At 48.1% G+C, this 505-nt stretch carries 1 protein-coding gene; it reads left to right on the top strand.

The annotated features are described in order from the left end of the window. Window positions 1-505: flagellin hook IN motif-containing protein (locus R7Q48_RS31545; RefSeq protein ID WP_318134417.1), on the top strand; the 505-nt coding region annotated here is incomplete at both ends.

Below are 505 nucleotides of genomic sequence, written 5' to 3'. Positions count from 1 at the left end.
ATTCGGCAAATCGTCTTTTCAAATCGGTGCTGCTTCTGGTGAAGCCGTACAGATTGAGTTGAAATCGATGCGTACTGACGGGCTGGACATGGGGGGCTTTAGTTATGTCGCTCAAGGGCGTGCTGATTCTGATTGGCAGGTAAAAGAGAACGCCAATGATCTGACGATGTCTTTCACCAACCGTTCTGGCGAGACGGAAAAAATCCAAATCAATGCCAAAGCCGGTGATGATATTGAAGAACTCGCGACCTACATTAATGGCCAAACCGACAAAGTGACGGCTTCTGTTAATGAAAAAGGTCAGTTACAGATCTTTATGGCAGGAGAAGAAACCGCCGGAACGATTTCATTCTCAGGAGATCTTGCGAGTGAGCTTGGGATGTCGTTGAAAGGTTATGATGCGGTCAATAACCTGAACATCACAACCGTTGGTGGGGCGCAGCAAGCCGTCGCTGTACTAGACACGGCGATGAAATTTGTCGATAGCCAACGTGCCGAGTTAGGT

The sequence above is a fragment of the Vibrio sp. 378 genome (assembly GCF_033339435.1).
This window is presented reverse-complemented; position numbering and strand designations above follow the sequence as displayed.